Here is a 26844-nt window from a genome sequence, read left to right as displayed (position 1 = left end):
ATACTTAGCCCGGAAATGGCGCGTGAATTTCTGCAAAGCCAGCTCTCGCAAGAGGAACGAGAGATCTTTCTGGTGATCTTTATGGACTCTCAACATCAAGTGATTAAACACAGCAAACTTTTTTCCGGGACACTAAGCCACGTCGAGGTGCATCCGCGAGAAATTGTCCGCGCAGCGATAAAAATGAATGCTTCCGCGGTGATCCTTGCGCATAATCACCCTTCGGGGTGTGCAGAGCCGAGCAAAGCAGATAAACTCATCACCGAGCGTGTTGTGAAATGCTGTCAGTTCATGGATATCCGGGTGCTTGATCATCTGATAATTGGGCGCGGAGAGTACGTTTCTTTTGCGGAACGCGGTTGGATTTAACGCACTTTACGCGATCCATCGGGATCTTTGTCTGTTCGGGACTTGAGCATAACGCCGGGTCAGCGTATACTACGCCACCTTTGAGAATCTCGGGTTTGGCATTTGGGCCTGGCAATCGAGAGTTCACTTAGAACTATGCGATGACCGGGCTGTAAAGCCTGACGAGGCGCCGATACCCCATACGAAGCTCGAGCTAATTTGATTTTTGGAGAATAGACATGTCCCGAGTCTGCCAAGTTACTGGCAAGCGTCCGGTGACCGGTAACAACCGTTCCCACGCACTGAACGCGACTAAACGCCGTTTCCTGCCGAACCTGCACTCTCACCGTTTCTGGGTTGAGAGCGAGAAGCGTTTTGTCACCCTGCGCGTATCTGCTAAAGGTATGCGTGTAATCGATAAGAAAGGCATCGATACAGTTCTGTCTGAACTGCGTGCCCGTGGCGAAAAGTACTAAGTACTTAAAGAGGAAATAAATCATGGCTAAAGGTATTCGCGAGAAAATCAAGCTGGTTTCTTCTGCTGGTACAGGTCACTTCTACACCACCACGAAGAACAAACGTACTAAGCCGGAAAAACTGGAACTGAAAAAATTCGATCCAGTTGTACGCCAGCACGTACTGTACAAAGAAGCGAAAATCAAATAATTTTCGTTTTGATGTAAAGAAAAACCCTGCCTCGGCGGGGTTTTTTGTTTTCTGGCCGTCCCCATATTAATGAGACCTGATACAGCGCCGGAGATGCTATGCCTGAATTACCTGAAGTCGAAACCAGTCGCCGTGGTATTGAGCCGCATCTGGTAGGGGCGAAGATTTTACACGCCACTGTGCGTAATGGTCGTTTGCGCTGGCCGGTATCCGAGGAAATCTATCGCCTGAGCGATAAACCTGTCCTGAGCGTACAGCGCCGTGCGAAATACCTGCTGCTGGAGCTGACGGATGGCTGGATTATCATTCATCTGGGGATGTCGGGTAGTCTGCGTATTCTTCCTGAAGAACTTCCCGCAGAAAAGCATGATCACGTCGACTTAGTGATGAGTAATGGCAAAGTTCTGCGGTATACCGATCCTCGGCGTTTTGGCGCCTGGCTGTGGACAAAAGAACTGGAGGGACATAATGTGCTCGCTCATCTTGGCCCAGAGCCGCTGAGCGACGATTTCAACACTGCTTATCTCCAGCAGAAATGCGCAAAGAAGAAAACGGCGATAAAACCCTGGCTGATGGATAACAAGCTGGTGGTGGGGGTGGGAAATATCTACGCCAGTGAGTCTCTCTTTGCGGCTGGCATTCATCCTGACCGCCTGGCATCATCGCTGTCGAAAGATGAGTGTGAGCTGCTGGTACGCGTTATTAAGGCTGTATTGCTGCGCTCTATCGAGCAGGGTGGAACGACGCTGAAGGATTTTCTGCAAAGTGACGGTAAGCCAGGCTATTTTGCTCAGGAGCTGCAGGTCTATGGGAGAGAAGGCGAACCCTGTCGCGTATGCGGAGCGTCAGTCATTGCGACAAAACACGCTCAGCGTACAACGTTCTACTGCCGTCGCTGTCAGAAATAATATTCATTGCAGGCCGGATAAACCTTGTCGGCTTACCCGGCTAAATGCGCTACTTCAACTTATCCATTAGCGCCTGGTGAACATTTTTCGGCAGGAAGTGGGTCACGTCACCCTGGTGGCGGGCGACTTCTTTAACCAGCGATGATGAAATAAACGACCACTCTTTAGATGGCATCAAAAAGACGCTTTCCAGTTGAGGCATTAAGTGGCGGTTCATGTGCGCCAACTGCATTTCATACTCAAAATCAGCCACGGCACGCAGGCCACGAATCAGAATATTAGCCTGATTATCGCGGGCAAAGTTTGCCATTAAATCGCTAAATCCCATGACTTCTATATTACCCAGATGCGCCGTTGCCTGCTGTGCCAGCTGAACGCGTTCTTCCAGCGTGAACATCGGTTTTTTACTGGGGCTTGCGGCAATTGCCAGGATCACGTGATCAAACATGCTCGTCGCACGTGTCACGATATCAAGATGGCCGTTAGTTATGGGATCGAAGGTTCCTGGATAAATCGCCCGTTTTTGCATGACAGCCCTCAATGCGTTTTGGGTGGCAGGTAAGGTTCCAGCAGCTGCAGCAGACGCTGTAGCGCGCCCTGATTTTGGTACAGTACTTCAACAGCATGGCGACCATAAAAATTACGATAATCTTCATCGGTCAGAAGGGACGAAACCTCTTTCACCAGCGTGGTGACGTCAGTGACGGTGATCAACCCACTTGCCTGTTCCAGTCGGGCGCAAATGTCTTTGAAGTTAAAGGTATGCGGGCCCATCAATACGGGAATGGCATGTGCCGCTGCTTCCAGTGGGTTGTGTCCACCACGCTCAACCAGAGAGCCACCGACAAAAGCAAGATCGGCAATTCCGTACAGTAGCATCAGCTCACCCATCGTGTCGCCAATAACCACCTGGGTACTTGAGGACGGCACTTCGCCTGAAGAACGTGTGGTAAAGCTTAGACCAGCCTGGCGTACGAGGTTAATGGCATCCGGGAAGCGCTCAGGGTGTCTGGGAACCAGAATCAATAAAAGATTCGGGAACTGGTGTAACAGCGCCTGATGAGCAGCGATGATGATGCTTTCTTCCCCGTCATGCGTGCTGGTCGCAATCCATACCGGGCGATGCGGTGCCCACTGGCGTCGCAACGTAACTGCTTTAGCGGCCAGCTGTGGGGTGACAGAAATATCAAACTTCAGGCTACCGGTGACGGTGACCTGATTGCTTTTGGCACCCAATGTAATGAAGCGAGCGCCATCCTCTTCGTTTTGCGCAGCAATCAGTGTAATGCGGCGTAATAGCCTGCTAACAAATTTTCCTAATTTAGCGTAGCCAGCGGCTGAACGAGCGGAAAGGCGCGCGTTGGCGATGACCAGCGGGATATGGCGCTTATGCAGTGCAGCGATCAGATTTGGCCAGAGCTCGGTTTCCATAATTAACACCAGTTTGGGGTCAACTTTATTCAGGAAACGGTTCAACGCATCCGGTAAATCATAGGGAAGATAAATATGTTGAACGTCTGTGCCAAAAGCAGATTGCACGCGCTCTGAACCGGTTGGCGTCATGGTGGTTACCGTGATCGGCAAATCCGGGTAACGATGTCGCAGAGCGCGGACTAATGGGATTGCTGCCAGCGTTTCACCCACGGAAACTGAATGGAGCATGATACCGCCTGGTTTCAGTGGGCGGCGATAAAAACCGTAGCGTTCACCCCAGCGTTTACGGTACGCCGGAGCTTTACGTCCGCGCACCCAAAGCCGTATCCAGATCAAAGGCTGAATAAGGTAGAAAAGGGCGGTGTAAAGCAATTCTAGCATAATAGTAGCTGGCTTATGGATGTGCTGGGGATTCTATGTATTTAACTATGGCTTTACCATCATTTTTGCTGATTTTTTGAGGAAACTGTACGGATCACGAGAAAGGGGGCCTGAGTTGTGTTGTCCCGCTTGGTAATCTCAGCAGTGGAAGGCTAAAAACGGAATGGTTATGGTCATAAAAACCGATCTTTTTATGGAATATGCCAGAAACATAACCATTCCTAAAAGACAATAATATCAATGCATTAGCGTTTTTTCTGTGTTTGGTATTTCTTAACTAAATACTTTACATAGAAAATAATAGCACCGAAGAGTTGCCCATTGTGTTTTAAATGTGTGCTTTTTCGTGATAGCTGTTTATACGTAGTGGGTGCCAATAAAGGAATATCTTTCCACGGCGAATTCTCTCTGGCTATTTTGAAGTATTCGACTTCAGCATAATATTGTGCCCAGTCATGCCAGGGTTTAGTGACGCCGACATAGTGAATGAATACCGTTTGTGATGTGATTTTAAAGGCATCACCCCCTTTCCTGGCTAACGTATCGATGTTAAAGAATGAATTGAATTTATGGTCCAGGATTTTTACGTGATCATTGAAGAGGACGTTCAACGCATCCTGATCGGGATGTGAGAAACGGTTTTCATTAACCTTTGAAATGACTTGCAGAGTCAAATTAGTATCTTTTAATTCTGAAAGGTTAAAATACATGAAGCCTGAGTTGAAGTACCGGCCTGGATTTATGCCGACAACAGCAGATGTATCGACAAAGCTATCATGGACAGCCATTAATACATTGCCATTAAATTCTTCCGTGAGTAACGAGGCAAGGCTTCCTTTACATATAATATCAGAGTCAAGATATATAATGCTGCTGAGCTTATCGGCAAAGTAATCGATTGCAATAAGTCTGAAATAGATTGAATAATTCCATGCCTTAGATGCAGTAGGTAGATTTTTTAATTCATTATCATCCAGTACATAAAACGTAATGCGGGTATTATATTGGCTTGCCAGGACAGAAAAAAGATGAAGTTGATGTTCGTCAAGATAATTAGTGAAAATATGGAAATGGAAGTTCAGGTCCCGATTATTTAAAAGTACCGATGTAATTGAAACGCCCGTACCGTAAAGAAAGGGTCTGTCAGCGCCATAGGTAATATTGATACATGTGTTTTTTTTATCGTCATTTTCAATATGTGCATTCTTAATATATTTTATTATATTTTCTTTCACATCTTTTTCCTTTTGATTCTTTCAGAGTGCACGCGTGTTTATGTAAGACAAAATGGCGCTCCTGTCGGCATAGAATAGAACAAACTGTAAAGGAAGGAAAGAGATACTTGGTGATTAAATTTCTTTATTAATCATTATGTTATGTGAAAATATTTTTGTGATTAGAGTGGGGGTACACAGTGAGAGGAAGAGACTAAAATTAATGGGGGATTTTTACGATGTTATATAATAAGATATGCCCCATAAATCGTGCTAGCGAGTGTTTGTTGTTGATTAACAAGGCAATTTGAAGAAGTGAGATTTGAATTTTATGAATCAAGTAAGATACAGTCAAAATGGTAATATCTTGATTTTAAGCAAAGTTGTATTGGTTTTAATGATTTTTGGGTTATTTACGATAGATAATCAAGGGGTGCTAAATATGACCTCTTTGCTCGCTGTAGTTTTATCTATTTACTATATTAAAGCCAATAAAATAGATATTAAAAACATTGTGCTCGATCTCATGCAGAAGAGAAAACTATTGTTACTCTTCACGTTGTGGTGTGTTTTTTGTATTGTATTTTTCACCTATGAAGATAAATCTCTTGATGCCTTTATCATATTGATAAAAGACTGGCGTTACCCGTTAGTGATGATGTTATTTTTTGGAGCATTCAGTAAGCATATAACCTCACTGAGACAGGTCTTTGTCATTGGGGCGATACTTACTCTATCCTATATTGTCTTAGTAGTGCCGATTTTAAGAATTATAAAAAATAACCCGCAGGAACTGTATCTACAGCTTCGCTATGGTTTCGCATTCTATGTTGTTATGCTATTTCCTTTTGTATTAACAGGAGCGATTTTATTCAAGAATCACTTCCTGAAAACAGTATTATATATCATTTCTGCGCTTGCATTCGTCTTTTTATCATACACCGGGAGCCGCGCAGGGATCTTGGCAGTTGTTGTAGAGATTTTCCTGATTTCATTTCTGGTGAGTAAAACCATCAAGAGATTTATGGCTGCTACCTGTGGTTTGCTATTTATAATGGCTGCTTTGCTTATCGGGGCCTACAACACAGTGGGTCAGGTAAAAATGAAAGTCGATCAAACTCTGCAAATGAATAACGTCACATCCAGTCGTGATGAAATCATCTTAGACCGTTTCCCTTTAGTAATGGAGAATATCAACAATGCCATATTTGGTATTGGATATGGGAATTCTACATACAATCAGTATTTAGAGGACCATAATGCGCCGAAAAATGGCGGGGTATATTCTGAGCGAAATAACGGCTATAATATAGATGAACCGTTTTTTATGATAATTCTTTATAATGTTGGGGCTATTGGTCTCTTCTTATTTACTGCGGCTTTTTTCATTACATTTAAAGACATATATATCCGAGCCAGAAGCCAAAAAGATATTTTTAGCATTTCATTACTGTGCTCTCTTGTTGGCTATATTCTGGTATATTGTTTATTTGAAAAGATGTTCATAAATGTCTTTTTATTATACAGCATAGCCATCCTGATGTTGTATGGCAAAAATGAGCCAGGAAAAATAACAAATTAACATCAAAATGAGCCTATGTGATGTCGTTGAGAATATAGGCTCAATTTTCATAATATGATAAATAGTCTCATATATTGTAAATATTAATTTTCCTCTAATTCACATAGAAAATTTCCATAGATATCGAATTGTCAAGTGAATAGTGGTATAATATAAGCGATAAAATAAGATGGTGTGATCTGCAGTACACAGGTAGCTGTTGAGCCTGGGGCGGTAGCGTGATTTGAAAATTAACAATAACCTGAAAGGGTATAGTGTGAAAAAGATCCTGGTAATAAAAATGCGCTTTCACGGCGATATGTTGCTAACCACACCGGTCATCAGCACGCTTAAAAAAAATTATCCTGATGCTGATATTGATGTTCTACTCTACGAAGAGACCATTCCTATTTTATCTGAAAACCCCGATATCCATGCTTTGTATGGCATAAAAAATAAAAAGAGCTCTGCTTTTGAGAAAGCAAAAAATTTCTTAGCGCTGATCAAGGTACTACGTGGCAATCATTATGATTTAGTGGTCAATCTTACCGATCAGTGGATAGTTGCTTTATTGTGTCGTTGTTTGGATTGCCCAATAAAGTTGACACATGATTTCTCGCACAGAAATAAAAAATTCTGGCGCGACAGTTTTACTCATCACGTTCCTCTAAGTGGCGATCATTGGGTTGAGCGTAATTTGTCTGTGTTGATGCCATTAAATTTAAAAGAATCAGTCCCGGTACTGAAAATGGTTTATGGTGAGCAAGTCTGGCAATCTGTTCGGAAAAAACTTCCTCAGGTTGATACCCAGAAGTATGTCGTTATACAGCCTACAGCGAGACAAGAATTCAAGTCGTGGGAGAATGATAGATTCTCCCTGGTGATTGATGCGATACATCATTTGGGGTATCAGGTTGTACTGACTTCTGGACCCGGTGCCAGCGATATTGCCTGCGTCGATGAGATTGCCAGGGCATGTGAAACCAAACCTTTAACTGAAATTGCCGGGAAGACAACATTCCCTGAGCTTGCTGCATTAATTGATCATGCTGTACTTTTTATTGGTGTCGACTCTGCCCCGATGCATATTGCTGCAGCTGTTAAAACCCCCATCATTTGCCTTTTCGGCGCCACCGATCATATCGCCTGGCGACCATGGTCTGATGATGTGGTTCAATTTTGGGCTGGTGATTACCAACCAATGCCAGTGCGTGAAAAACTTGATCGAAGTAAGAAATATTTATCTGCTATACCTGCGGAAGACGTGATTGCAGCCATAGCGTCACGGTTACCTAAACTCGACTAATAAAGCATCCGGATATATAAAATGGTTATTGCTTTCTGTTTGTATAAATATTTCCCTTTTGGTGGGTTACAGCGTGATTTTTTGCGTATAGCGTCGACAGTCGCATCACGTGGACATCATGTTCGGGTTTACACACAATCATGGCAAGGAAATATTCCAGACAGCCTGGAGATCATCATTGTTCCTGTGAGGTCATGCTCCAACAACGGGAAAAATGCTGAGTATCATCGGTGGGTAAGTAAACATCTTGAGAGTAATCCAGCAGATCGGGTTGTTGGGTTCAATAAAATGCCTGGATTAGATGTTTATTATGCTGCTGATGTCTGCTACGCAGAAAAAGTCGCGCAAGAAAAAGGTTTGCTCTATCGTCTGACACCACGATACCGACATTATGCCGCCTTTGAGAAAGCAACATTTGCTGAGGGAAAATCAACACAGCTGTTGATGCTAACAGATAAGCAAATTGCGGATTTTCAGAAGCACTATCATACTGAGTCAACGCGTTTCCATATCCTTCCGCCGGGGATTTATCCTGACAGAAAATACAGCTCTCAGGCAGCAAATTGCAGAGCTAGCTTCAGGAAAGAAAATGATATCAGTGATTCCCAGTATTTAATTATACAAATCGGTTCTGATTTTACCCGTAAAGGTGTCGACAGAACTATCAAGGCGATTGCTTCCTTACCGGAAGCTGTCCGCAAACAAACGATTCTATTTGTTGTGGGTCAGGATAAGCCTGAACGCTATATAAAGCTGGCAACAGAGTATGGTGTTGCTGACAATATCAAGTTCTTCCCTGGCCGTAATGATGTCTCAGAGTTAATGGCAGCGGCCGATCTATTGATTCATCCGGCATACCAGGAAGCCGCAGGGATCGTGCTGGTTGAAGCAATTGCAGCAGGTTTACCTGTCATAACAACGGCAGTTTGCGGATATGCTCATTATGTTAAAGATGCTGAGTGCGGCATTGTTATTGATGAACCGTTTGAACAAAAATTATTAAATGAAGCTGTTTATTTTTCTTTAACTGACTCAGAGCAGAGAAATGCATGGAAAGAGAATGCACGACACTTTGCTGATACTCAAGACCTTTATAGTCTACCTGAGAAAGCAGCTGATATTATTATAGGTGGTGCCCATGGTTGAATTAAAAGAACCATTTTTATCCTTGTGGAAAGGGAAAGATGCTTTTTCTGAAGTGCAGAAGCTGCAGGGAGAAACATTTAGACAGCTCGAAACGCGTAGAACGATAAGGTTTGAGATTGCAGGTAAAAGCTATTTCCTGAAATGGCACCAGGGAACTAAACTGAAGGAAGTTATCAAAAACTTGTTCTCTTTACGTTTGCCGGTACTCGGAGCTGATAGAGAATGGAATGCTATACACCGTTTGCAGGAACTGGATGTTGATACAATGCACGGTGTTGGTTTCGGGCAACAAGGTATAAATCCGCTCAACCGTATCTCATTTATTATAACTGAAGATCTGAGCCCGGCGGTTAGCCTGGAAGACTATTGTGCAGATTGGTTGGTGAATCCACCTTCGCGGAAAATTAAAATGGCATTAATTGAGCGTCTTGCCATTATGGTCAGAAGAATGCATCAGGGAGGCGTTAATCACCGTGATTGCTATCTCTGCCACTTCTTATTGCATCAACCGGCCAATTTTGAGGATAATACGTTCAAACTGTCGGTTATTGATCTGCACCGAGCTCAGATAAGAAATGCGGTTCCTGTTCGTTGGCGCAATAAAGATCTGATTGGTTTGTACTTCTCCTCGTTGAACATCGGGTTAACGCAAAGAGACTACTTCAGATTTTTGAAGATATACTTTGAAAAAGATATTAATAAAATTATTCGTGATGAGTCTGCTCTCTTTGCAACCTATGCAAAAAAAACTGATAAAATTATTAATCATACATCAAAGAATAAACTATAAATATGAAATAATAGACTTTGTATAGCTACATAGAATAGTTAATTAAGTTTATTCAGCTGGCCAGCAATTGTTAACCTTTATTTCACAATGACTGTGCTGGCTTAATTATATTAGAGGGTTTGAACTCATGTACGTGCTGGTCATTTCGCTTCCTTTTGACGATGCCCGACGAAAACGCGTATCAGATATAATGAATGAATTAAATATCGAGTATTCGTTCGTTGATGCTATCTATGGGAAAAATTTGTCTGCCGAAGAAAAGCGCAAGATACCGTTAACTGACTTTCAGCACAGGGAAAACCATACGCCTACTAATGGTGAACTGGGTTGCTCACTAAGCCATATGAAGGCATTTAAACAGTTTGGGCAGAGTGGACAAGATTGGGTTTGTATTCTTGAGGATGACGCAATAATCGATCAGAATTTTAAGGAATTTATATCGACAATTGATGAAAGTGTTCTCAATAAAGATGCGTTATACCTACTTGGTGGGCAAGATGGTTTAAGGTATAAGAATAAAGTTGTCTTAAATTTGCTTAAACTCAAAAAAATTGGTGGCCAGACCTTCGGCAAAGTCATATTTGGTCATGGATATGTTTTGCGAGCCTGCGGTTATTTGATGAATTCGGTAACTGCTCAAAAACTTGTTTCCCGTTTTGAAAATAACTTTTTCATCATAGATGAATGGGCATATCTGATGCGTCAGGGATATTTTTCTGATATATACCTGGCAAACTTTGTCCATCATCCTGAAGAGTTGTCCGGGAGCTGGTTAGAGAAAGAACGTAAAGAGATAAAGAGTCACAAGAAAAAGCAGAAATCACTTTTCAGACGTAAAATTTCATCCTCATACTGGCATGCCCGACGAATTATTCTTGGGTTATGTTGGTGGAAGTAGATGAACGCAATAATGCTTAATCGTGGATGAAATACGATATAGGGCATAGTTTTAGTCAGCTGCAGATATGTTAAATAGCAAAGCGACTGTATAAGAACGAATTTAACATATCTGCGATACCTGAATAATTACAGCAGCGCTATGTGAGAATAAACTTGAGTGGGTTCAAGCAAAGCAAGCTTTCCTTCCGGGGCACGACATGTGACCTGATTCTTCCCGTATCCCCCAATCAACCCCGGGTCCGTAGGGCCATATAGCGTAACATTCGGCCGATCCAGTGCGGCGGTCAAGTGGCTTAATCCGGTATCAACGGATACCACAAATTTAGCGCCGGCTAATATCCGGGCTACATCCCCAAGACTCATTCGCGGTAAAACATCTACGTAATCAAATCCTTCTGCCAGTCGTCTGGCTCGCGCTTCTTCATGCGGAGCCCCCCAGGGGAGCTTAATACGTATTTCTGAGTGATTTAATAAGCCAATGAGCTCCCGCCACTTCGCTTCCGGCCAGTGCTTGTCATCACGAGTGGTGGCGTGCAGGAAGACGGCATACTGCCCTGCATCGGCATTGCGTTCATTCAGAAAATGCTGCGCAATAGCGTAATCCCCCTGCGACTGGGATTTGGTATATCCCAGACTTTTCGCGAACAGCTCACGAGTACGTTCAACAGCATGCTGTTGTTTGGCGATATGATGCTTACGGTTATAAAACAGACTCGCCAGCGGTTCGCGCGCGGTACTCCAGTCCATACCATGCTTAATGCCATGCGCCAGACGTGTGACCAGCGCGGCGCTTTTTACCAGCCCCTGCGCATCGATAACCACGTCATAGTTCTGTAAACGCACCGCCTCGCGAAAAGCTTTGCGCTCAGCTTTAATGGGGGCGGAAAACCAGGCTTTACGCCAGCGGCGAATCGCCACCGGGATCACTCGGTCAACGGTCGGATGCCAGGAGGGGATTTGAGCAAACCCTTCTTCCACTACCCAATCAAACTGAATATCCGCAATGGCCTGCTGCGCATCGGTTAATGCGGGCAACGTATGCAGTACATCGCCCATTGACGATGTTTTAACGATCAGAACCCGCATCCGTCAGACTTCCTCTTGTAACAACAGGTCATTCAGTTCTTCCAGTACGCGCTGAGGTGTGATGTCAATCAGGCTCTGGTGATACCCTTGTGCAGCATCCCCCTTACGCACTTTATGATAGCCCGTAATCAGGCGAATCACGCGAGCTTTGTGGGAGAGTGGTGGAGTGAAATCCGGGCTACTAGGGCCATACAGAGCGACCAGCGGACGATTTAGTGCGGCAGCCACGTGCATCAAACCGGAGTCATTGGTGACCACGGCTTTGCAGGCGGCGAGCAGAATAACGGCCTGCTCCAGCTGCGTTTCGCCCGCCAGATTACGACACCAGGCCTGCTGCTCAACGCTTAACGTTGCCAGGATTTCATTTCCGGCTTCATGATCTTTTGCCGAGCCAAACAGCACAATCTGATGACCTTCGTCGATCAGCTGTTTTGCCAGTTCAGCATAATGGTAGTGTGGCCAGCGTTTCGCCGGACCAAATTCCGCACCAGGGCAAAAACCGATGATGGGGCGTTCGGCAGAAAGGGAGAACTGACTACAGGTCAGAGACTTTTCACCTTCACTGACCTGCAATTGTGGCCACAGCAGAGGCTGCGGCAAATCTTTAGCCGACAGCATCACGCCTTTATCGTAGGCCAGGGCCACATAGCGTTCGACCATCAGCGGCCATGCATCTTTATTCAGCACGCGCGCATCGTTGAGCAGGCCGTAGCGCATTTCGCCACGCCAACCGGTACGATGAGGAATACCCGCGAAGAAGGGTACCAGTGCGGATTTAAACGAGTTCGGCAGGACATACGCGCGATCGTAGCGTTTATCACGCAAACTGTGGCCCAGTTTGCGGCGCTCGCCAATCTCCAGCGCGCCGTGTCCCAGCGGCATGGCGATGGCGTCGTTGACTTCAGGCATACGCGACAGCAGCGGACGGCACCATGCAGGTGCCATCACGTCGATTATGGCCTGGGGATAGCGCGCCTTGAGCGTGCGATAGAGACTTTGCGACATCATCATGTCGCCCACCCAGGACGGGCCAACCACCAGAATCCTCATAGATTGCCTGCCTTAAGCGTCGCGGTTCAGCCAGGCCATATATTCCGTTACGCCTTCAGCAACGGTCTTAAACGGCTTGTCATAGCCCGCAGCGCGCAGGTTAGTCAGATCCGCCTGAGTAAATGCCTGATAGCGGCCCTTCAGTTTTTCCGGGAACGGAATGTACTCAATGCTGCCTTTTTTGTGGTATGCCAGCGTGGCATCCGCGACGGCCTGGAAAGACTCTGCGCGACCAGTACCGAGGTTGAAGATGCCGGAAACCCCGTTTTCCAGGAACCACAGGTTTACTGCTGCAACATCGCCGACATAGACGAAATCACGTTTGAAGTTTTCACTTCCTTCGAACAGCTTGGGTGTTTCGCCGTTATTGAGCTGAGTATTGAGATGGAAAGCGACGCTCGCCATGCTGCCTTTGTGACCTTCGCGCGGTCCGTAGACGTTGAAATAACGGAAGCCAACGATCTGAGAATTTGCTTCTGGCAGGATCTGGCGTACATATTCGTCGAACAGGAATTTTGAGTAGCCATAGACGTTCAGCGGCTTCTCATATTCACGAGATTCGATGAAGTCAGAGGTACGACCGCCGTACGTTGCTGCAGAAGAGGCATACAGGAAAGGAATTTCACGCTCCAGACAGTAGTGCAGCAGCTCTTTGGAGTATTGATAGTTGTTGTCCATCATATACTTGCCATCCCACTCGGTAGTGGAAGAGCACGCGCCTTCGTGGAAAATCGCTTCGATATCGCCGAAATCTTCCCCGGCCATAATCTGGATCAGGAAGTCTTCCTTGTCCATATAGTCAGCAATATTCAGATCCACCAGATTCACAAACTTGGTGCCGTCTTTCAGGTTGTCCACCACCAGAATATCGGTGATGCCTTTGTCATTCAGGGACTTAACGATGTTGCTGCCGATAAAGCCCGCGCCGCCGGTAACGATGATCATAAATGTAACCTTCGAATTATGGAGTCAGAGACAATCTCAGACACGAATACCTCTAATCATATCACTACATGGCTTCGGCTTCAGCAGTACGTCGCGTCATGTGGCGTGCGGAATTTGTGTTGGTTATTGCTTTCATTGTTTACATTCTTGATTGAAATGGTTTAGGCAGAGTGGTGTATGATTCACGTCGTGAATGAGTGTTCAAGTGCGCGGTGTCGGCTTTTTCGGAGCCATCAACGAATCAATAAGCAAGGTAGAGCACTGTGTTGGGGCTGACAATAGTCGCTGGAATGAAAATTATATATGCAACTAAAAAAAATTATTATTACAGGTTACGAGATCAGTGGACTTGGAGGGACAGAGACCGTTTGCCTTAATTTGGTGAAGCTGCTGCGAATGCAAAGCCCCGATATCGATATCTCTTTTGTTTTTCTTAAGAAAAATAATGGCGGTCATGTCAATGATGAGTGGCTTGCAGGGCAGCGCTATTGTCGTCTTTCTTCTAATATAAAAATAACGAAATTAAGACGGTTGAGTTTTGCTTATTCCTTACGAAAAATCATCAATCGGGAATCTCCTGATATAATTATATCTCTGGATACACTTTCATGCTATATCTGCCACGTTGCAAGAAAATATGCTCACAAGCAGGTTAAGATATTTTCATGGTTTCATTTTTCAATATTTGATTTTTATAAAAATAATTACAAGAAGAAAATAAAATATATAAATAAAGCTGATTATTATCTTTCCATCAGCTCTGGAATAACCCGACAACTTGTTGAAATGGGCATAGACAGACAGCGTATCGCGACGATATTCAATCCTGTTACTCGGCATGATGTCAGTATTCCTACACCTAAGAATCATGCCCGCTTTGTCTATGTAGGTAGGGTTGTTGCCGATGGTCAAAAGAATGTTCGAGGACTTTTCAATGGATTGGCGGAGCTGCAAGGAGCATGGTCTCTGGACGTTATCGGCACCGGCCAGGATGTTGAGACACTAGTTGCACTGGCAAAAACACTGGGGATTAGCGATAACATTCACTGGCATGGTTGGCAGAAATCACCGTGGGAATATATTCAAAATACGCTAAAAAATATTACCTGTTTACTATTAACTTCCCACTTTGAAGGTTTTGGTATGGTTTTGGCTGAAGCCAGCGCTCACGGTGTTTATGCCATTAGCTCTGATTGCGAAACGGGGCCTGCAGACATTATCAAAGAAGGGATAAACGGTAATTTATACCCTACTGATGAACCGGAAAAATTTGTTTCCTTGCTACAAGGGATTGTTGATGGAAAAGCGTTGCCTGCCGGCGAACAGATTCAGCAGGCGATTGAGGAATTCTACGAAGATAACTATATCATTAAGGTTAATAAGGCCTTTGCTATGGCAGGATTTACTCTGGCACCGTCATCAGCGTCTCAGGCCATTGATGACGCGACAACGTAAGTCAGGTTGTGATGCCAGGTCTGTCATTCCTGAAAGGTTATGTGGGTACACGTGATTTATGCTGCATTTTAGACAAGTCATGATGAGTCATCTCGTACAAACCAATAGCATTGGGTAATATGTGCTGAAATTTGCCCAGTCTGGAGAATTGCAATGCGTGGGAATTTTTATAAGCAGTTAACGAACGATCTGGAAACCGCACGCGCGGAGGGGTTGTTTAAAGAAGAGCGCATTATTACGTCTGCTCAGCAGGCTGATATCACCGTGGCTGACGGAAGCCATGTTATTAACTTTTGTGCGAACAACTACTTAGGGCTGGCTAACCACCCGGAACTGATTGCAGCGGCAAAAGCGGGTATGGATTCTCACGGATTTGGTATGGCCTCGGTGCGCTTTATTTGTGGCACTCAGGACACCCATAAGCAACTGGAGCAAAAACTGGCGGCACTCCTGGGTATGGAAGATGCCATTCTTTACTCTTCCTGTTTTGACGCCAACGGCGGCCTGTTCGAAACGCTGCTGGGAGCAGAAGATGCCATTATCTCTGATGCTCTGAACCACGCTTCTATCATTGATGGCGTTCGTCTGTGTAAAGCGAAGCGTTTCCGCTACGCCAACAACGATATGCAGGAACTGGAAGCGCGTCTGAAAGAAGCGCGTGAAGCAGGCGCCCGCCACGTATTGATCGCCACCGATGGTGTGTTCTCTATGGATGGTGTGATCGCTAACCTGAAAGGCGTTTGCGATCTGGCGGATAAATACGACGCGCTGGTCATGGTTGATGATTCCCATGCCGTCGGTTTTGTCGGTGAAAATGGTCGTGGCTCCCATGAATACTGTGACGTGATGGGTCGTGTGGACATCATCACCGGCACGCTGGGCAAAGCACTCGGCGGCGCATCTGGTGGTTACACTGCGGCACGTAAAGAAGTTGTTGAGTGGCTGCGTCAACGTTCCCGTCCGTATTTGTTCTCTAACTCACTGGCTCCGGCAATTGTTGCTGCTTCCATTAAGGTGCTGGAGATGGTTGAGGCGGGTAGCGACCTGCGCGATCGTCTGTGGGCGAATGCGCGTCAATTCCGTGAGCAAATGTCCGCAGCAGGCTTCACGCTGGCAGGGGCCGATCACGCGATTATTCCGGTAATGCTGGGTGATGCGGTTGTTGCGCAGGCGTTTGCCCGCGAACTGCAAAAAGAGGGGATTTACGTTACCGGATTCTTCTATCCGGTGGTTCCAAAAGGCCAGGCGCGTATTCGTACCCAGATGTCTGCGGCACATACCCCTGAGCAGATTACGCGTGCAGTCGACGCGTTCACACGCATTGGTAAACAACTGGGCGTTATTGCCTGAGGATGTGAAATGAAAGCGTTATCCAAACTGAAAGCGGAAGAAGGCATTTGGATGACCGACGTTCCTGAACCGGAAGTCGGCCATAACGATTTGCTGATTAAAATCCGTAAAACAGCCATCTGCGGGACTGACGTTCACATTTATAACTGGGATGAATGGTCGCAAAAAACCATCCCGGTTCCAATGGTTGTAGGGCATGAATATGTCGGTGAAGTTGTTGGCATCGGCCAGGAAGTTAAAGGCTTCAAAATCGGCGATCGCGTTTCCGGTGAAGGCCACATTACCTGCGGACATTGCCGTAACTGCCGCGGTGGCCGTACTCACCTGTGCCGCAATACCACCGGTGTCGGCGTAAACCGTCCAGGCTGTTTTGCACAATATCTGGTGATCCCGGCGTTTAACGCCTTTAAAATCCCGGACAATATCTCCGATGATTTAGCTTCCATCTTCGATCCATTCGGTAACGCGGTACACACGGCGCTGTCGTTTGATTTGGTTGGCGAAGATGTGCTGGTTTCCGGTGCGGGTCCGATTGGCATTATGGCTGCAGCGGTAGCGAAGCACGTTGGTGCTCGCCACGTAGTGATTACAGATGTTAATGAGTACCGTCTGGAGCTGGCGCGTAAAATGGGCATTACCCGCGCAGTCAACGTCTCGAAAGAGAACCTGACCGACGTGATGGCCGAGCTGGGGATGACCGAAGGGTTCGATGTGGGTCTGGAAATGTCTGGGGCGCCGCCAGCGTTCCGCACCATGCTGGACACCATGAATCACGGTGGCCGTATTGCTATGCTGGGTATTCCGCCATCTGATATGTCCATCGACTGGACGAAAGTTATCTTTAAAGGACTGTTTATTAAAGGTATCTACGGTCGTGAGATGTTTGAGACATGGTACAAAATGGCTGCACTGATCCAGTCTGGTCTGGATTTGTCGCCGATCATCACCCATCGATTCTCCATCGATGAATTCCAGCAGGGCTTTGACGCGATGCGTTCAGGCCAGTCAGGGAAAGTGATCCTGAGCTGGGATTGAATGCGCAAGGTGCATTCAATGTTAATTACGGCCAGATATCGCTATCTGGCCGTATAAACCATAGATTTTATTTTCCGCGGATCTTTCTGGATAACGATCTTATATTTTCTTTAAGCAGGATGAGTTTATAAATTAACCCTCTGCCTTTAACGTTAATATTATATTTTCGTTGTAATGCCAGAATGTCATTTGCCTGGCAGACCTTCATATTTCCCTTACAGGACAGGTCAATAATCCTTAACTCACCCGTTGGTGTGCGAATGAAATTCCCTGGGTGAATGTCATTTGATGCCAGTCCTGCCTTGTGAAGACGCAGTACGCATTGCTTTACCTCGTCAGCATTCTGCTGGTTAATTTCCCTTAAAGGAACCCCTTCAATATATTCATGAATAGTATAAACATCATGGCACTGGCGAAAACGTGTTTTCTCAGCAGCATAGTAGAGATCGGCAGTACAGATGCGCATTTCCGGCGGGAGCCTGTCCAGCTTCCTGATCAGCCGGGAATAGAAAGGGCCGGAGGTAAAGTTCTGTAATTTTTTCTCAAATCGTGGATCAACTTCACGGTCGTTTTTGATGATAAATTTTTGTGAGTTGTACTCGACCAACTCCACGCTGCGCAATGCGTTACCACTGCTCAGCGGTTTGCCACTGATTTCTTTTTTGATGTATTTATTCATCAGTGACTTAAGGTCTTTTCTGGTCTCTTTGCAATAGACCGTAAAACCTTTTTCGTGTGTCTTACTGATGGCCATCTTTTCCCTCAATATCAGCCTATAGAGTACGTTAATTCATAGGAATAGAGTATACAGGTTGTGTACCTCAATATGTAGACGATCTGAGCTATCATCAACCTGCTGAACGCAGGTGTAGCAGGGCATCTTTCTCAAACCGGACGCTTTCGCTGCAGCGTTTCTGCCCATAAATACGTTCTAACCTTAATAATTCCTTAATGAAACTGTAGTAAAAGTCATCAGCGTAATGACAAACCTGGGTTAGTTAGCTGATGAGAAACTGCACAAATATGTTGAGTGTTATTATTCCGTTATATAACGTGGGTGATAGTTTTCGGGATTGCATGGAATCTTTGATCGCACAGACATGGACTGCGCTAGAGATCATCATTGTGAATGATGGTTCAACGGATAACTCTGTTGATATTGCACAACATTATGCGGATAACTATCCCCATGTACGGTTGTTGCATCAGGCTAACGCAGGGGCATCCGTAGCGCGTAACCGTGGCCTGGAAGCGGCCAAAGGGGATTATGTTGCATTTGTCGATGCCGATGACCTGGTTTATCCCAATATGTACGAAACCCTGATGACCATGGCAATTCAGGATGACCTGGATTTAGCTCAGTGTAATTCCGACTGGTGCATTCTTGAAACGGGGCACACCTGGCAATCAATACCGACGGATCGTCTTCGGTCTACGGGGGTGTTGACCGGCCCTGACTGGTTACGTATGGCGTTGGCTTCACGCCGCTGGACACATGTGGTCTGGATGGGAATTTATCGCCGGGATGTTATTGAGAAAAATAAAATAACATTTATTCCGGGGTTACATCACCAGGATATTGTCTGGACGACGGAGTTTATGTTTAACGCTGTACGAGTGCGATATACCGAGCAATCTTTATATAAATACTTCTTACATGATCAATCAATCAGCCGTCTTAAACGACAAGGTTTAAAAAATCTCAACTACCAGCGGCACTATATTAAAATTACGCGGTTATTGGATAGGTTGAATCGTGAATATGCCGATCGGATTACTATTTATCCGGAATTTCATCAGCAAGTTACCTATGAAGCATTGCGCGTATGCCATGCAGTCCGTAAAGAACAGGATGTGCATATTCGTCAGCGTATGATCGCAGAGATTTTTGTCTCTGGTATGTATAAGCGCATGATAACTAACGTCCGCAGTGCCAAAGTATTGTACCAGGCACTGCTATGGTCATTCCGTCTATGGAAATGGCGCGATAAAAAATCAACGCCTTCGCGTATTGCCCGAAAAGCGCTTAATCTACGTTAGCGTTCATGGTGCTGGGTGAAGATGTGTTCCCCCAGCCTTGCCACTGCAGTCTCATATACTGCACCAGCGTGCTTTGTGTGATGCTTTCTCCTAGCACGCTAAAGAATCGGCTGGCGTAAACCGGCTCCAGAGGTTGTTTCGGTTTGCACAGCTTCACCCCACGGAAAGGATTACGCGGCGCATCTGGCGTACCGTTTCTCGGTGGAGTGAGATTAGGTCTGGAAGTATCTACCTGCGGCTCATTAAGCAGGCTGCTCGGACGAACCAGCGTAATATCGGCTGGCAGGCTATACAGCATCTGCTGCAACACTCGTACCGTAGAAGGGTGGGGGTGCCCGATGGCAATCGCTGACCCGTTACGGCGAGCAAGATCGACTGCACGATTAAACTGACGGCGAATATCCGCTTCGTTTTGTGTATCGTCGAGGAAGACTTTGCGTTTGATGACCTTCACTCCGGTTCCTGCCGCCGCGCGCATGGCCTGGCTGTTGCCGATGGTCATACTGTCGAGGAAGTAGAGGTCGTAGCGTTCCAGAGCTTGCATCACCTTCTGCATGCCGAACAGGCTGGACGTCATCGCACTCCCCATGTGATTATTCAGTCCCACTGCATACGGCACTTTGCTTACCGCGTCGCGAATAATCCGTTCAATTTCTTCGCTGCTCATCTCCGGGCGTAACGTGTCTTTTTCCAGCGGTTGCTTGCTCAGTGGGGCCATCGGCAGATGGATCAACACTTCATGTCCACTGTTATGCGCTTTAGTCGCCATTTCACGCGCATGTGGCGCGTTTGGCAGAACGGCAACAGAGACAGTGGAAGGCATTGCCAGCACCTGATTTTCTGTGTGCGGACGGTAGCCGAAATCATCAATAACGATAGCAAGTTTGCCGGCGAAAACAGGTGTTGCGAATGCCAGCAGGCTGGCGAGTGAGAGCAAAGTACGACGAAACTGAGGCAAAACTTATCTTCCCAACCACGGCTGTGGATTGACCGCCTGACCCTGGCGACGAATTTCGAAATAGAGCGCCGGCCTGCCCTGACCGCCGCTGCTACCCACAAGTGCAATAGGCTGCCCGGCGCGAACCTGCGTACCGACGCTGACCAGCGCGCTCTGGTTATAACCGTAGAGGCTCATATCGCCTTTACCGTGCTCAACGACGACCACCAGGCCATAGCCCTGCAGCCAGTCCGCCAGAATGACGCGACCATCGGCGATGGCTTTGACTTCGGTACCTTCGGATGCGCCAATAACCATCCCTTTCCAACGTAGCTCACCTTGCAGCTGTTCGCCATAGCGATGCAGCGTTGGACCACGAACGGGCCAGAACGCCTGACCGCGTGGTGAACCTAACCCGCCGGTACGAGACATCAGTGATTTCTCGCTTTCGGTTGGCTTATAGGTCGAGCCTTTGCGTGATGCTTCCTGTTGCTTATCACGTACGGCCTGCGCCTCACGTGCTTCACGCTCTGCGCGGGCTTTCGCGGCGGCTTCGGCGCGAGCAATACTGTTGCGCAGGCGGGATTCGTTGGCGCGCATTTCGCCCAGCTGCTGCTGACCTTGTTGAATCGACGACTCCAGACCCGCGAGCGTTTTTTGGCGTTCATTTCGCGCCTGCTCCAGTTTCGCCTGCTGAGCACGCTGTTCGTACAGCAGCGTCTGCTGTTCGCTCTGCTTATCTTCCAGCTCGGCTTTCTGCGAATCGACCTCTTCACGGGTTTGCTTCAGCTGTGCGATAGTCTCCTGGCGCGCCTGGTTCAGATAGCCGAAATAGGCCTGCAGGCGTTGCCCGCGCTGAGTCTCTTCACCGCTGAGGATGAGCTGAATACCAGTATGTTCACCCTGGCGAAACGCAGCATCCAACTGGGCTGCCAGACTGCGCTCTTGCGCTGCCCGCTGCTTTTCCAGCTTCGCGAGTGCGGCATTCATCTCAGCGATTTGCGCATTCAGCTGTGCCAGGGAGTTTTGCGTTTCGCGTAGCTGCCTTGCGGCAACGGCGATAGCCTGTTCCTGAGCTTTAAGCTGAGCAAGGAGGGTGGCGCGTTGTTGTTGCTGTTGGCGTACCGCGCGTTCTTTTGCCGCGATATCGGCCTGAATGGATTTGAGCTGATCGCGCTCGTCCGCATGGGCGGAAAAGGCGCACAACAATACGCCAGCGCTAAGCGCGCTGGCGTAGAACAAGGGCCTGACTGAAAACTTACGCAGTTTCACGGCCCGAGTGATGGTATTAATCGCCTTTCCCCTCATGGGGAGGGATTATTCCACGATGAACAGCGGCTTACCAGTCATCTCTTGCGGGATTTCCATACCCATCAGCGTCAGCATGGTCGGGGCGATATCAGAAAGTTTGCCACCTTCAACTGCTTTGACGTTTTTACCACCGACATAAATCAGTGGAACCGGCAGGTTGGTGTGCGCGGTATGCGCCTGACCGGTGGACGGATCGCGCATTTGCTCTGCGTTCCCGTGGTCAGCGGTGATCAGCAGCTGACCGCCAACGGATTCAACCGCTTTAGCCACCTGCTCAACGCAGTGATCCAGCGCTTCAACCGCTTTAACCGCTGCTTCCATCACCCCGGTATGGCCGACCATGTCGCCGTTCGGGTAGTTACAAATGATGGTGTCGTATTTCCCGCCCTCAATCGCCGCAACCAGTTTTTCGGTCAGCTCTGCGGAGCTCATTTCCGGCTGCAGATCGTAGGTGGCGACTTTTGGCGAGTTGATCAGAATACGGTCTTCGCCTTTGAACGGCTCTTCTACGCCGCCGTTAAAGAAGAAGGTTACGTGCGCGTATTTTTCGGTTTCGGAAATACGCAACTGCGTTTTGTCATTCTTCGCCATCCACTCGCCAAGGGTGTTGGCCAGAGACGCAGGTGGGTAAGCCACCGCAGTTTTGATGTCTGCCGCGTATTCGGTCAGCATCACAAAGTTGAGGTTAACGACTTTCTTACGGGCGAATCCGTCGAAGTCAGCGTTAACAAACGCACGGGTAATTTCACGCGCACGGTCAGCACGGAAGTTCATGAAAATCAGCGTATCACCATCTTCCATAGCTGCATCTGCCTGACCTTCGGCACGGATCACGGTCGCTTTAACGAATTCGTCGTTCTCGTCGCGGGCATAAGCAGCCTGCAGACCTTCAACCGCCGTAGCGAACTGGAACTCGCCCTTCGCCAGCGTCATCAGATCGTAAGCCTGTTCTACGCGATCCCAACGGTTGTCGCGGTCCATAGCGTAGTAACGACCGATGATGGACGCTACGCGGCCTTTGCCCAGCGCGGCAAATTTCTCTTCGAATTTCTGCAGTGAATGTTCAGCGCTGCGCGGCGGGGTATCACGACCATCAAGGAAAGCGTGCAGATAGATTTTCTCAGCGCCACGTTCAGCGGCCATTTCTACCATCGCCATGATGTGATCTTCGTGGCTGTGTACGCCACCGGCAGACAGCAGACCCATGATGTGTACCGCTTTGCCGCTATTTTTTGCCTGATCAACTGCGGCGGTCAGCACTGGGTTAGCGAAGAAAGTACGTTCTTTAATTTCCACATCCAGACGGGTCAGATCCTGATACACGATACGGCCCGCGCCCAGGTTGACGTGACCCACTTCGGAGTTGCCCATCTGGCGATCGGGCAGGCCGACTTCCAGGCCAGACGCATCAATCAGGGTATGCGGACGTTTTGCCCACAGAGCATCCATTACCGGGGTTTTGGCATTAAAAATAGCGTTATCCTGGCTGTCTTCACGATAGCCGTAGCCATCCAGAATCACCAGTACCATAGGCTTTTTAGAAACCGACATTGCGACAACCTCACACTTAATAGATAAAAAATAATTGCGTAATTTTACTACAGCTGAATCGATAAAGTAGCCCCAGAAGATCAAATAATGAGGGATCGCGTGCCAGGGGGAACACTGATTTACATTTTTTTTTCCGTAGCGCCCCGCAAAAATGCAATCCAATGCACGCTCTGGCTGTATTTGCGCCAACGCGCAGGTATACTCCTTTCCTGGTTTTTTTAATCACTGAGTCGGGAGTTGTTACCCCCCATGCAAGAAATTATGCAATTTGTTAGCCGCCACCCTGTCTTGAGTATCGCCTGGATTGCGTTACTGGCGGCGGTATTGTTTACCACGTTTAAGAGCCTGACCTCAAAAGTGAAGGTAATTACACGCGGCGAAGCGACACGTCTCATCAATAAAGAAGATGCGGTGATTGTTGATTTACGTCAGCGCGACGACTTCCGCAAAGGTCATATCGCAGGCTCCACGAACCTGCTGCCGAGCGAAATCAAAGCCAACAATTTTGGCGAGCTGGAAAAACACAAAAACAAACCTGTTATTGTGGTTGATGGCTCTGGTATGCAGTGCCAGGATTCAGCAACTGCGCTGATTAAAGCCGGTTTTGAGCAGGTATCTGTACTGAAAGACGGCGTAGCGGGCTGGAGTGGCGAGAATCTGCCACTGGTTCGCGGCAAGTAATTTACCCGTCTTCTTTCGTACCGCTGGGTAAAAGAACACTGGAGATAAGTCATGGCCAATATTGAGATCTATACCAAAGCAACCTGCCCGTTTTGCCATCGCGCAAAGGCGCTGTTGAACAGTAAGGGTGTGAGTTTCCAGGAACTTCCGATTGACGGCGATGCCGTGAAGCGTGAAGAGATGATCAAGCGCAGTGGCCGTACAACGGTTCCGCAGATTTTTATTGATGCACAGCACATTGGTGGTTGTGACGACTTGTATGCGTTGGATGCGCGTGGTGGACTGGATCCCCTGCTGCGTTAAGGCGTACGGATAGTATTTAAAGGACAACACTAAAGGGTTTTCTCAACATGTCAGAACAAAATAACACTGAAATGGCTTTCCAGATCCAACGTATTTATACCAAGGATGTGTCTTTCGAAGCGCCAAATGCACCGCATGTTTTCCAGAAAGATTGGCAGCCAGAGGTTAAACTGGATCTAGATACTGCATCTACCCAACTGGCAGATGATGTGTATGAAGTAGTGCTGCGTGTCACCGTAACGGCTTCTTTGGGTGAAGAAACTGCGTTTCTGTGCGAAGTTCAGCAGGGCGGTATTTTCTCCATCAGTGGTATTGAAGGGACTCAGATGGCGCATTGCCTTGGCGCATACTGCCCGAACATTCTGTTCCCGTATGCCCGCGAATGCATCACCAGCCTGGTTTCACGCGGTACATTCCCGCAACTGAACCTTGCGCCGGTCAACTTTGATGCGCTGTTCATGAACTATTTACAGCAGCAGGCTGGCGAAGGTACTGAAGAACATCAGGATGCCTGATGAACCAAAGTAATGCTTCAATGACTGTGATTGGTGCCGGCTCGTACGGCACCGCTCTTGCTATCACCCTGGCAAGAAACGGCCACCAGGTTGTCCTGTGGGGCCATGATCCGAAACATATCGCGACCCTTGAGCGCGATCGCTGCAACGTCGCGTTCCTCCCTGATGTGCCTTTTCCCGAAACGCTGCGCCTGGAAAGTGATTTAGCCACTGCGCTGGCCGCCAGTCGTAATATTCTGGTGGTGGTGCCGAGCCATGTCTTTGGCGAAGTGCTGCGTAATATCAAACCGCTGATGCGTCCTGACGCGCGGCTGGTCTGGGCGACAAAAGGTCTGGAAGCGGAAACAGGGCGTCTGCTGCAGGACGTCGCGCGCGAAGCGCTGGGTGATTCTATCCCGCTGGCAGTCATCTCCGGTCCGACGTTCGCCAAAGAGCTGGCGGCGGGCATGCCGACGGCGATTTCTCTGGCCTCGACGGACGACGCCTTTGCTGACGATCTCCAGCAGTTGCTGCACTGCGGCAAAAGCTTCCGCGTCTACAGCAACCCGGATTTCATTGGCGTGCAGCTTGGCGGCGCGGTGAAAAACGTGATTGCGATTGGCGCGGGGATGTCTGACGGCATCGGATTTGGTGCAAACGCACGAACGGCATTGATCACCCGTGGGCTTACCGAAATGTCTCGCCTTGGCGCGGCGCTGGGTGCCGATCCTGCCACCTTTATGGGGATGGCGGGTTTAGGCGATCTGGTGCTGACCTGTACCGACAACCAGTCGCGTAACCGTCGTTTTGGCATGATGCTCGGCCAGGGTATGGACGTGCAGGGCGCGCAGGACAAGATTGGTCAGGTGGTTGAAGGCTACCGCAATACGAAAGAAGTTCGTGAATTGGCGCACCGTTTTGGTGTCGAGATGCCAATAACCGAGGAAATTTATCAAGTATTGTATTGCGGAAAAAATGCGCGCGAGGCAGCATTGACGTTATTAGGTCGTGCGCGCAAGGACGAGCGAAGCAGCCACTAGCCGTAAGGAACCGTTTCAATCTAACGACCCGACCCGCGAAGAACGGGTCGGTCGTTTTGCTACCTTCTGGAGTACGCAATGCCGTGTGAAGAACTGGATATCGTCTGGAAAAACATTAAAGCGGAAGCCCGGGCACTGGCGGAATGTGAGCCAATGCTGGCCAGTTTTTACCACGCAACGCTGCTCAAGCATGAAAACCTCGGCAGTGCGCTGAGCTATATGCTGGCGAATAAACTCGCCTCTCCGATCATGCCTGCTATTGCGATTCGCGAAGTCGTGGAAGAGGCCTACGCGGCCGATCCTGAAATGATTGCCTCGGCGGCTTGCGATATCCAGGCGGTACGTACGCGTGACCCGGCAGTCGATAAATATTCCACCCCACTTCTGTACCTGAAAGGCTTCCATGCGCTGCAGGCCTACCGCATCGGCCACTGGCTATGGCATCAGGGGCGTCAGGCACTGGCGATCTTCCTGCAAAATCAGGTCTCTGTTACCTTCCAGGTGGACATCCACCCGGCGGCAAAAATTGGTCGCGGTATTATGCTCGACCACGCTACAGGTATTGTAGTGGGCGAAACGGCGGTCATTGAAAACGACGTCTCTATTTTGCAATCCGTCACGCTTGGCGGGACCGGTAAAGCAGGCGGCGACCGTCATCCGAAAATTCGTGAAGGCGTGATGATTGGCGCGGGAGCAAAAATTCTCGGCAACATTGAAGTCGGGCGTGGCGCGAAGATTGGCGCAGGTTCCGTCGTTTTACAGCCGGTACCCCCGCATACAACCGCCGCAGGCGTTCCGGCGCGCATCGTCGGCAAGCCTGACAGCGATAAGCCATCTATGGATATGGATCAGCATTTCAACGGGATTCATCATACTTTCGAATACGGCGATGGCATCTGATTTCGAGCTATC

At 47.8% G+C, this 26844-nt stretch carries 28 protein-coding genes; 18 read left to right on the top strand and 10 right to left on the bottom strand.

Translation table 11 applies throughout. The features are described from left to right. From radC to mutM, 4 genes are all read left to right on the top strand, one after another. Nucleotides 1-369 (top strand): DNA repair protein RadC (radC, locus tag JTI85_RS21165; protein WP_255575001.1); only part of this gene is annotated, 369 nt, incomplete at its 5' end. A 218-nt stretch (nt 370-587) separates the two neighbouring features. After that, a complete protein-coding gene (rpmB, locus tag JTI85_RS00715; protein ID WP_002436699.1) occupies nt 588-824 on the top strand; it encodes a 50S ribosomal protein L28 in 237 nt (78 codons plus the stop codon). Nucleotides 825-846: 22 nt separating this feature from the next. Next, complete coding sequence (gene rpmG, locus JTI85_RS00710; protein WP_003024094.1) at nt 847-1014, top strand: 50S ribosomal protein L33; 168 nt, start codon at nt 847-849, stop codon at nt 1012-1014. Between the two features lie 98 nt (nt 1015-1112). After that, a complete protein-coding gene (gene mutM / locus JTI85_RS00705) occupies nt 1113-1922 on the top strand; it encodes a bifunctional DNA-formamidopyrimidine glycosylase/DNA-(apurinic or apyrimidinic site) lyase (RefSeq protein ID WP_219351995.1) in 810 nt (269 codons plus the stop codon). Between the two features lie 49 nt (nt 1923-1971). Here mutM and coaD read toward each other — a convergent pair whose 3' ends face one another. The 3 genes from coaD to JTI85_RS00690 all read right to left on the bottom strand — a co-directional run bounded on the left by coaD (nt 1972) and on the right by JTI85_RS00690 (nt 4972). Beyond that, entirely contained in the window at nt 1972-2451 is a 480-nt protein-coding gene (gene coaD / locus JTI85_RS00700) for a pantetheine-phosphate adenylyltransferase (protein ID WP_048213718.1), read from the bottom strand. An 8-nt stretch (nt 2452-2459) separates the two neighbouring features. Beyond that, nucleotides 2460-3737, bottom strand: a complete 1278-nt coding sequence (gene waaA, locus JTI85_RS00695; RefSeq protein ID WP_048213717.1) for a lipid IV(A) 3-deoxy-D-manno-octulosonic acid transferase — start codon at nt 3735-3737, stop codon at nt 2460-2462. Between the two features lie 245 nt (nt 3738-3982). Continuing rightward, entirely contained in the window at nt 3983-4972 is a 990-nt protein-coding gene (locus JTI85_RS00690) for a glycosyltransferase (protein WP_219351994.1), read from the bottom strand. A gap of 310 nt (nt 4973-5282) precedes the next feature. On the opposite strand from JTI85_RS00690, the gene JTI85_RS00685 reads away from it, so the two are divergent. From JTI85_RS00685 to JTI85_RS00665, 5 genes are all read left to right on the top strand, one after another. Then, complete coding sequence (locus JTI85_RS00685; protein ID WP_137346521.1) at nt 5283-6533, top strand: O-antigen ligase; 1251 nt, start codon at nt 5283-5285, stop codon at nt 6531-6533. A gap of 280 nt (nt 6534-6813) precedes the next feature. Then, on the top strand, nt 6814-7818 hold the full coding sequence (rfaQ, locus tag JTI85_RS00680) for a lipopolysaccharide core heptosyltransferase RfaQ (RefSeq protein ID WP_370629262.1): 1005 nt from the start codon (nt 6814-6816) through the stop codon (nt 7816-7818). Between the two features lie 21 nt (nt 7819-7839). Beyond that, nucleotides 7840-8964 carry a glycosyltransferase family 4 protein gene (locus tag JTI85_RS00675; RefSeq protein WP_219351992.1) on the top strand — a complete coding sequence of 375 codons (1125 nt, stop codon included), beginning with the start codon at nt 7840-7842 and terminating at the stop codon, nt 8962-8964. Beyond that, complete coding sequence (rfaP, locus tag JTI85_RS00670; protein WP_219351991.1) at nt 8957-9754, top strand: lipopolysaccharide core heptose(I) kinase RfaP; 798 nt, start codon at nt 8957-8959, stop codon at nt 9752-9754. The genes JTI85_RS00675 and rfaP overlap by 8 nt, the downstream gene beginning before the upstream one ends. Nucleotides 9755-9881: 127 nt before the next feature. After that, nucleotides 9882-10652, top strand: a complete 771-nt coding sequence (locus tag JTI85_RS00665) for a glycosyltransferase family 25 protein (RefSeq protein ID WP_219351990.1) — start codon at nt 9882-9884, stop codon at nt 10650-10652. A gap of 128 nt (nt 10653-10780) precedes the next feature. On the opposite strand, the gene rfaC is transcribed toward JTI85_RS00665, so the two are convergent. From rfaC to rfaD, 3 genes are read right to left on the bottom strand one after another with little or no spacing between them, the layout of a single operon-like run. Then, entirely contained in the window at nt 10781-11740 is a 960-nt protein-coding gene (gene rfaC, locus JTI85_RS00660; protein ID WP_061066829.1) for a lipopolysaccharide heptosyltransferase RfaC, read from the bottom strand. Nucleotides 11741-11743: 3 nt separating this feature from the next. Beyond that, on the bottom strand, nt 11744-12790 hold the full coding sequence (rfaF, locus tag JTI85_RS00655; RefSeq protein ID WP_199974317.1) for an ADP-heptose--LPS heptosyltransferase RfaF: 1047 nt from the start codon (nt 12788-12790) through the stop codon (nt 11744-11746). A 12-nt stretch (nt 12791-12802) separates the two neighbouring features. Then, nucleotides 12803-13735: an ADP-glyceromanno-heptose 6-epimerase gene (rfaD, locus tag JTI85_RS00650; RefSeq protein ID WP_003827312.1), complete on the bottom strand. Its 933-nt coding sequence runs from the start codon at nt 13733-13735 to the stop codon at nt 12803-12805. Nucleotides 13736-14038: 303 nt separating this feature from the next. Here rfaD and JTI85_RS00645 point away from each other — a divergent pair, with 303 nt between their 5' ends. The 3 genes from JTI85_RS00645 to tdh all read left to right on the top strand — a co-directional run bounded on the left by JTI85_RS00645 (nt 14039) and on the right by tdh (nt 17575). Beyond that, a complete protein-coding gene (locus JTI85_RS00645; protein ID WP_199946248.1) occupies nt 14039-15190 on the top strand; it encodes a glycosyltransferase in 1152 nt (383 codons plus the stop codon). A gap of 153 nt (nt 15191-15343) precedes the next feature. Continuing rightward, a complete protein-coding gene (gene kbl / locus JTI85_RS00640) occupies nt 15344-16540 on the top strand; it encodes a glycine C-acetyltransferase (protein ID WP_219351989.1) in 1197 nt (398 codons plus the stop codon). Nucleotides 16541-16549: 9 nt separating this feature from the next. Next, the gene (tdh, locus tag JTI85_RS00635) at nt 16550-17575 is read left to right on the top strand and encodes an L-threonine 3-dehydrogenase (RefSeq protein WP_005120462.1); all 1026 of its coding nucleotides are present in this window, start codon (nt 16550-16552) and stop codon (nt 17573-17575) included. 67 nt (nt 17576-17642) lie between these two features. Here tdh and rfaY read toward each other — a convergent pair whose 3' ends face one another. Continuing rightward, nucleotides 17643-18329 carry a lipopolysaccharide core heptose(II) kinase RfaY gene (gene rfaY, locus JTI85_RS00630; RefSeq protein WP_061066826.1) on the bottom strand — a complete coding sequence of 229 codons (687 nt, stop codon included), beginning with the start codon at nt 18327-18329 and terminating at the stop codon, nt 17643-17645. Nucleotides 18330-18580: 251 nt separating this feature from the next. Between rfaY and JTI85_RS00625 the strand changes: the two genes are divergently transcribed. Beyond that, nucleotides 18581-19615 carry a glycosyltransferase gene (locus JTI85_RS00625; RefSeq protein ID WP_048213707.1) on the top strand — a complete coding sequence of 345 codons (1035 nt, stop codon included), beginning with the start codon at nt 18581-18583 and terminating at the stop codon, nt 19613-19615. Here JTI85_RS00625 and JTI85_RS00620 read toward each other — a convergent pair. From JTI85_RS00620 to gpmM, 3 genes are read right to left on the bottom strand one after another with little or no spacing between them, the layout of a single operon-like run. Beyond that, nucleotides 19602-20573 (bottom strand): divergent polysaccharide deacetylase family protein, encoded by a 972-nt coding sequence (locus JTI85_RS00620; protein WP_048213706.1) that lies wholly within the window; start codon nt 20571-20573, stop codon nt 19602-19604. The two genes, JTI85_RS00625 and JTI85_RS00620, sit on opposite strands and share 14 nt — an antisense overlap. Before the next feature lie 3 nt (nt 20574-20576). Then, complete coding sequence (envC, locus tag JTI85_RS00615) at nt 20577-21836, bottom strand: murein hydrolase activator EnvC (protein ID WP_231591591.1); 1260 nt, start codon at nt 21834-21836, stop codon at nt 20577-20579. Nucleotides 21837-21869: 33 nt separating this feature from the next. Then, nucleotides 21870-23414 (bottom strand): 2,3-bisphosphoglycerate-independent phosphoglycerate mutase, encoded by a 1545-nt coding sequence (gene gpmM, locus JTI85_RS00610; protein WP_219351988.1) that lies wholly within the window; start codon nt 23412-23414, stop codon nt 21870-21872. A 249-nt stretch (nt 23415-23663) separates the two neighbouring features. On the opposite strand from gpmM, the gene JTI85_RS00605 reads away from it, so the two are divergent. From JTI85_RS00605 to cysE, 5 genes are all read left to right on the top strand, one after another. Further along, nucleotides 23664-24095 carry a rhodanese-like domain-containing protein gene (locus JTI85_RS00605; RefSeq protein ID WP_005120473.1) on the top strand — a complete coding sequence of 144 codons (432 nt, stop codon included), beginning with the start codon at nt 23664-23666 and terminating at the stop codon, nt 24093-24095. A 51-nt stretch (nt 24096-24146) separates the two neighbouring features. After that, nucleotides 24147-24398: a glutaredoxin 3 gene (grxC, locus tag JTI85_RS00600; RefSeq protein WP_003024152.1), complete on the top strand. Its 252-nt coding sequence runs from the start codon at nt 24147-24149 to the stop codon at nt 24396-24398. Nucleotides 24399-24445: 47 nt separating this feature from the next. Continuing rightward, entirely contained in the window at nt 24446-24913 is a 468-nt protein-coding gene (secB, locus tag JTI85_RS00595) for a protein-export chaperone SecB (RefSeq protein WP_003024155.1), read from the top strand. After that, nucleotides 24913-25932 carry an NAD(P)H-dependent glycerol-3-phosphate dehydrogenase gene (gpsA, locus tag JTI85_RS00590; RefSeq protein ID WP_061066824.1) on the top strand — a complete coding sequence of 340 codons (1020 nt, stop codon included), beginning with the start codon at nt 24913-24915 and terminating at the stop codon, nt 25930-25932. The genes secB and gpsA overlap by 1 nt, the downstream gene beginning before the upstream one ends. Before the next feature lie 78 nt (nt 25933-26010). Beyond that, nucleotides 26011-26832 (top strand): serine O-acetyltransferase, encoded by an 822-nt coding sequence (gene cysE / locus JTI85_RS00585; protein WP_003024160.1) that lies wholly within the window; start codon nt 26011-26013, stop codon nt 26830-26832. Nucleotides 26833-26844: the final 12 nt, after the last annotated feature.

The organism is Citrobacter sp. Colony219 (assembly GCF_019382635.1).
Taxonomy (GTDB): domain Bacteria; phylum Pseudomonadota; class Gammaproteobacteria; order Enterobacterales; family Enterobacteriaceae; genus Citrobacter; species Citrobacter youngae.
The sequence above is the reverse complement of the archived record's forward strand: the minus strand, read 5'-3'. Positions and strand labels throughout refer to the sequence as shown.

What these genes read in the sequence shown, in the direction of transcription:
- grxC (WP_003024152.1), top strand. Translation starts at nt 24,147, where the DNA reads ATGGCCAATATTGAGATCTATACCAAAGCAACCTGCCCGTTTTGCCAT.
- rfaY (WP_061066826.1), bottom strand. Translation starts at nt 18,329, where the DNA reads ATGGCCATCAGTAAGACACACGAAAAAGGTTTTACGGTCTATTGCAAA.
- JTI85_RS00645 (WP_199946248.1), top strand. Translation starts at nt 14,039, where the DNA reads ATGCAACTAAAAAAAATTATTATTACAGGTTACGAGATCAGTGGACTT.
- gpsA (WP_061066824.1), top strand. Translation starts at nt 24,913, where the DNA reads ATGAACCAAAGTAATGCTTCAATGACTGTGATTGGTGCCGGCTCGTAC.
- JTI85_RS00685 (WP_137346521.1), top strand. Translation starts at nt 5,283, where the DNA reads ATGAATCAAGTAAGATACAGTCAAAATGGTAATATCTTGATTTTAAGC.
- JTI85_RS00675 (WP_219351992.1), top strand. Translation starts at nt 7,840, where the DNA reads ATGGTTATTGCTTTCTGTTTGTATAAATATTTCCCTTTTGGTGGGTTA.
- tdh (WP_005120462.1), top strand. Translation starts at nt 16,550, where the DNA reads ATGAAAGCGTTATCCAAACTGAAAGCGGAAGAAGGCATTTGGATGACC.
- rfaD (WP_003827312.1), bottom strand. Translation starts at nt 13,735, where the DNA reads ATGATCATCGTTACCGGCGGCGCGGGCTTTATCGGCAGCAACATCGTT.
- cysE (WP_003024160.1), top strand. Translation starts at nt 26,011, where the DNA reads ATGCCGTGTGAAGAACTGGATATCGTCTGGAAAAACATTAAAGCGGAA.
- rfaQ (WP_370629262.1), top strand. Translation starts at nt 6,814, where the DNA reads ATGCGCTTTCACGGCGATATGTTGCTAACCACACCGGTCATCAGCACG.
- rfaC (WP_061066829.1), bottom strand. Translation starts at nt 11,740, where the DNA reads ATGCGGGTTCTGATCGTTAAAACATCGTCAATGGGCGATGTACTGCAT.
- rpmB (WP_002436699.1), top strand. Translation starts at nt 588, where the DNA reads ATGTCCCGAGTCTGCCAAGTTACTGGCAAGCGTCCGGTGACCGGTAAC.
- mutM (WP_219351995.1), top strand. Translation starts at nt 1,113, where the DNA reads ATGCCTGAATTACCTGAAGTCGAAACCAGTCGCCGTGGTATTGAGCCG.
- rfaP (WP_219351991.1), top strand. Translation starts at nt 8,957, where the DNA reads ATGGTTGAATTAAAAGAACCATTTTTATCCTTGTGGAAAGGGAAAGAT.
- secB (WP_003024155.1), top strand. Translation starts at nt 24,446, where the DNA reads ATGTCAGAACAAAATAACACTGAAATGGCTTTCCAGATCCAACGTATT.
- waaA (WP_048213717.1), bottom strand. Translation starts at nt 3,737, where the DNA reads ATGCTAGAATTGCTTTACACCGCCCTTTTCTACCTTATTCAGCCTTTG.
- JTI85_RS00665 (WP_219351990.1), top strand. Translation starts at nt 9,882, where the DNA reads ATGTACGTGCTGGTCATTTCGCTTCCTTTTGACGATGCCCGACGAAAA.
- coaD (WP_048213718.1), bottom strand. Translation starts at nt 2,451, where the DNA reads ATGCAAAAACGGGCGATTTATCCAGGAACCTTCGATCCCATAACTAAC.
- kbl (WP_219351989.1), top strand. Translation starts at nt 15,344, where the DNA reads ATGCGTGGGAATTTTTATAAGCAGTTAACGAACGATCTGGAAACCGCA.
- gpmM (WP_219351988.1), bottom strand. Translation starts at nt 23,414, where the DNA reads ATGTCGGTTTCTAAAAAGCCTATGGTACTGGTGATTCTGGATGGCTAC.
- JTI85_RS00605 (WP_005120473.1), top strand. Translation starts at nt 23,664, where the DNA reads ATGCAAGAAATTATGCAATTTGTTAGCCGCCACCCTGTCTTGAGTATC.
- rfaF (WP_199974317.1), bottom strand. Translation starts at nt 12,790, where the DNA reads ATGAGGATTCTGGTGGTTGGCCCGTCCTGGGTGGGCGACATGATGATG.
- JTI85_RS00625 (WP_048213707.1), top strand. Translation starts at nt 18,581, where the DNA reads ATGAGAAACTGCACAAATATGTTGAGTGTTATTATTCCGTTATATAAC.
- rpmG (WP_003024094.1), top strand. Translation starts at nt 847, where the DNA reads ATGGCTAAAGGTATTCGCGAGAAAATCAAGCTGGTTTCTTCTGCTGGT.